We start from the raw sequence: 4,222 nt of genomic DNA, 5'->3' as shown, positions 1-4,222 counted from the left end.
GGTGGTGCTGCTGAGCGGGGTCACGGTGCGGCGCTGGGGCCACCTGCCTGACTCACCCCGCGCACGCGCCATGACCGCCGGCCTCTTCGGCCTGTGGCTGCTGTTGTTGTGGGAGCAACTGGTGACGGCGTTCGCCGTGCCGCGCGTGCTGCTGCCACCGCCCTCGTCGGTCGCCGTGGCGCTGTGGACGCACGCCGGCACGCTGGGCGCCGACCTGGTGCAGACCGTGGGCAAGGCCGTGTTCATCGGCTACGCGCTCGGTTGCGGCCTGGGCGTGCTCACCGGCATCGCCATCGACCGCCTGCCCTTCCTGCAGCGCGGCTTGCTGCCCATCGCTTCGCTGAGCAGCACCGTGCCCCTGGTGGGCGTCGCGCCGATCGCGGTGATGTGGTTCGGCTTCGACTGGCCCTCCAAGGCCGCCGTGATCGTGCTGATGACCTTTTTCCCAGCGCTCATCAGCACGCTGGCCGGGTTGCAGGCCGCGGGCCAGCTCGAGCGCGAGCTGATGCACTCGTACGCCGCCAGCTACCGCCGCACGCTGCTTGATCTTCGCCTGCCCGTGGCCCTGCCCTTCATCTTCAGCGCGCTCAAGGTCAACGCCTCGCTGGCGCTGATCGGCGCCATCGTGGCCGAGTTCTTCGGCTCGCCGACGGTGGGGCTGGGCTTTCGCATCTCGACCGAGGCCTCGCGCATGAACATGCCCCTGGTGTGGGCCACGATCGTCGTGGCCAGCGCCACGGGGATGCTGTTCTACGCGGGCCTGAACCGCCTGGAGCGGCGCGTGAACTTCTGGCATCCCTCGGTGCGATCGGCCTGATCGCGCGCCCGGGTGCACCTCTTTTTTCTCCACCCCTTGTCACAGGAGCTCTCGATGAACCGCATGTCTTCCCTGTTCCAGCTGGCCCTGCTGTCTGCCTGCGCGACCGTGGGCCTGCACGCCCACGCCGCTGAAAAGGTCGTGCTGCAACTCAAGTGGGTGCCCCAGGCCCAGTTCGCCGGCTACTACGTCGCACAGGCCAAGGGCTACTACTCGGCGGCCGGCCTGGACGTGACCATCAAGCCCGGCGGCACCGACGTCTCGCCCGTGCAGGTGCTGGCCGGCAAGTCCGCCGACGTCATCGTCAACTGGATGCCCGATGCCCTGGCCGCGCGCGAGAACGGCGTGCCGCTGGTCAACATCGCGCAGGTCTTCGACAAATCGGGGCTGATGCTGACGTGCAAGAAGTCCGCAGGCGTGAGCAGCCCGAAGGACTTCAAGGGCAAGACGCTGGGCGTCTGGTACGGCGGCAACGAGTACCCCTTCCTGAGCTGGATGGGCAAGCTCGGTCTGCAACCGGGCAAGGACATCACCGTGCTCAAGCAGGGCTTCAACGTCGACCCGCTGCTGCAGAACCAGGCCGCCTGCATCTCGACCATGATCTACAACGAGTACTGGCAGGTGGTGGACGCCGGTGTCAAGGAAAGCGAGCTGACCACCTTCTTCTACCAGGACCAGGGCGTGGCCACGCTGGAAGACGGCCTGTACGTGCTGGGCCCCAACCTGCGCGACAAGGCCTTCGTCGCCAAGATGGCCAAGTTCGTCAAGGCCAGCCTCAAGGGCTGGAGCGACGCCGTCAAGAACCCCGAAGAAGCCGCCAAGATCGTGGTCGCCAACGACACCTCGGGCAGCGCCAGCCTGGCCGTGCAAAAGCGCCAGATGGAGAACGTGGCCAAGCTGATCTCCAACGTCGGCACCGCCAAGATGGGCGTGCTCGACCCCGCCGCATGTGAGCGCACGGTCAAGGTGCTGCTGGGCGGCGGCAGCGACCCGGCCATCAAGAAGGACCCGGGCAAGGCCGCCATGACCCACCTGGTCACCGACATGGCCGCAAAATGACGGCATGAGCACCCAGGCGGCACCGGCGAAAAGACAGGTTCGGCAACTCAGCGAGTCGGCCATCCTGCGTGCCGCCGAGCGCGTGTTCGCACGGGCCGGTTTCGGCGGGGCCACCATGGCCGACATCGCCGACGAAGCCGGCCTGCCCAAGGCCAACCTGCACTACTACTTCGGCAGCAAGCGCGAGCTCTACCGCGCCGTGCTGGGCGTGACCATGCAGGACTGGCTGGCCCCGCTCGAAGCCATCACGCCCGAGGCCGACCCCGCCGAGGCACTGGCGCGCTACATCCGCCTGAAGATGGCCTTGTCGGCCGAGCGGCCCGATGCCTCCCGCGTGTTCGCCAACGAGCTCATCCACGGCGCCACGGTGGTGATGGACCTGCTGCGCACCGACTTGCGCCAGCAGGTGCGCGCCAAAGCGGCGGTCATCGACGCCTGGATCGCGCAAGGCCGCATGGCGCCGCTCGACAGCACCCACCTGTTCTTCACCATCTGGGCGGCCACGCAGACCTACGCCGACTTCGACGTGCAGATCCGCGCCGTGCTCGGCCGCGAAACCTTGCGCCCGGCCGATCACAAGCGCGCCACGGAGCACGTGGTGCAGCTGATCCTCAGGGGATGCGGCTTGCAGGTGCCCGGCACGGCCGCCTGAGCCTCGCGCAGCCGCCACGAACTGCTGCCCCTCGGCAGCCCTTCGTTGGTTGGCCATCGGGGGTCCACCGGCCGCTCACTGGCGAGCCGATGCGGCTCACACCGAAATCACCCCCGCGCGATTGAGCATCGCGTGCAGCAGCACGTTGCAGCCGGCTTCGAGGTGCTCGGCCTTGGCGTCCTCGATCTCGTTGTGGCTGATGCCGTCCTTGCAGGGCACGAAGATCATCCCGGCCGGCGCCAGGCGCGCCACGTACACGGCATCGTGCCCAGCACCTGACACGCAAGGCATGTTCGAGTAACCCAGCGCCTGCGTGGCCTGGCGCACCGCTTCGATGCAGCCGGCTTCAAAGGGTACGGCCGGGTAGTGCGACACCTCTTCGACCTCCACCTTCAGGCCCGTCTCGGTGGCCACGCTTTGAGCGAAGGCACGGATCTCCGCGTCCATCTGGTCCAGCAGCTCATTGCTGACGTTGCGAAGGTCCATCGAGAACTTCACCCGCCCCGGGATCACGTTGCGGCTGTTGGGGTGCACCTGCACCATGCCCACCGTGCCGCGCCCATGCGGCTGGTGGCGCATGGCCACGGCCACCACCTCCTGCATGATCTTCGTCGCCACTTGCAACGCGTCCTGGCGCAGGCCCATGGGCGTGGGCCCGGCATGCGCCTCCATGCCCGTGACGGTGCAGTCGTACCAGCGGATGCCCAGCACCGCCTCGACCACACCGATCGTGATGCCGTGGTCCTCCAGCACAGGCCCCTGCTCGATGTGGGCCTCGAAGTAGGCGCCCACCGGGTGCCGGCCCGGCACCTCGTCGCCGATGTAGCCGATGCGCTGCAGCTCCTCCTTCACCGTCTTGCCGTCGACGTCCTTCGCGGCATACGCCGCCTCCAGCGAGAAAGCCTGGGCGAACACGCCCGAGCCCATCATCACCGGCACGAAGCGCGAGCCCTCCTCGTTGGTCCAGAAGGCCACCTCGACGGGCGCTTCGGTCTCCAGCCCCAGGTCGTTGAGCGTGCGCACCACCTCCAGGCCCGCGAGCACACCGTAGTTGCCGTCGAACTTGCCGCCGGTGGGTTGCGTGTCGATGTGGCTGCCGGTCATGACGGGTGGCAGCGCGTTGTTGCGGCCGGGTCGGCGCATGAACACGTTGCCGATCTGGTCGATGGTGATGGACATGCCCGCTTCGCGTGCCCAGCCGATGACCAGGTCACGGCCCTGCCGGTCCAGGTCGGTCAAGGCCAGGCGGCAGACACCACCCTTGGGCGTGGCACCGATGCGCGCCAACTCCATCAGCGACTGCCACAAGCGATGGCCATCAATGCGCCAGGAAGCCGTGGGGGTTTCAAGCGTGGTGGGGCTCATGTCCTTCCTTTCGTGGCACCAGGGTGCTGCACACCGTTGCCATGGGGGTGCTGACGGCCCATGCGGGGCGCGTCACGTGCTTCACGTGGCACGGCGCACCACGGCCTGGGGCGCCTGCAGGGCCGCCTTGCGCGACAACGCATCGAAGACGGGGCCGAAGGTCGGGCGTTTGACGTAGCGGCCCTGGCCTGGTGCCACGTCCAGTTGCCCGTTCGCAAACGCCACGTGCCCACCGCGCAGCGTGTGCGACGGCACGCCCTTCACGGTGCGCCCTTCGAAGATGTTGAAGTCGCCCTTGGCATGCTGAGTCTTGGCCGACAAGGTCTTGG

At 67.9% G+C, this 4,222-nt stretch carries 4 protein-coding genes and 1 pseudogene; 3 read left to right on the top strand and 2 right to left on the bottom strand.

The features are described from left to right. The 3 genes from B2W70_RS16730 to B2W70_RS16720 form a co-directional block, all read left to right on the top strand. Positions 1–817 (top strand): ABC transporter permease (locus B2W70_RS16730; protein ID WP_286747389.1); only part of this gene is annotated, 817 nt, incomplete at its 5' end. 54 nt (positions 818–871) lie between these two features. Next, positions 872–1,876, top strand: a complete 1,005-nt coding sequence (locus tag B2W70_RS16725; RefSeq protein WP_286747388.1) for an ABC transporter substrate-binding protein — start codon at positions 872–874, stop codon at positions 1,874–1,876. 4 nt (positions 1,877–1,880) lie between these two features. Continuing rightward, on the top strand, positions 1,881–2,528 hold the full coding sequence (locus B2W70_RS16720; protein WP_286747386.1) for a TetR/AcrR family transcriptional regulator: 648 nt from the start codon (positions 1,881–1,883) through the stop codon (positions 2,526–2,528). 96 nt (positions 2,529–2,624) lie between these two features. Here the strand turns inward: B2W70_RS16720 and B2W70_RS16715 are convergent, their stop codons facing one another. After that, positions 2,625–3,893, bottom strand: coding sequence for a Zn-dependent hydrolase (locus B2W70_RS16715; protein WP_286747384.1), 1,269 nt, complete (start codon positions 3,891–3,893; stop codon positions 2,625–2,627). An 81-nt stretch (positions 3,894–3,974) separates the two neighbouring features. Then, positions 3,975–4,222, bottom strand: a pseudogene (locus B2W70_RS16710) (dihydropyrimidinase); the annotation flags it as partial.

The organism is Aquabacterium sp. UBA2148, from assembly GCF_002328915.1.
In the GTDB taxonomy this organism is placed as follows: domain Bacteria; phylum Pseudomonadota; class Gammaproteobacteria; order Burkholderiales; family Burkholderiaceae_C; genus Aquabacterium; species Aquabacterium parvum.
The sequence above is the reverse complement of the archived record's forward strand: the minus strand, read 5'-3'. Positions and strand labels throughout refer to the sequence as shown.

Coding starts and splice junctions, on each gene's coding strand:
- B2W70_RS16725 (WP_286747388.1), top strand. CDS start 872: ATGAACCGCATGTCTTCCCTGTTCCAGCTGGCCCTGCTGTCTGCCTGC.
- B2W70_RS16720 (WP_286747386.1), top strand. CDS start 1,881: ATGAGCACCCAGGCGGCACCGGCGAAAAGACAGGTTCGGCAACTCAGC.
- B2W70_RS16715 (WP_286747384.1), bottom strand. CDS start 3,893: ATGAGCCCCACCACGCTTGAAACCCCCACGGCTTCCTGGCGCATTGAT.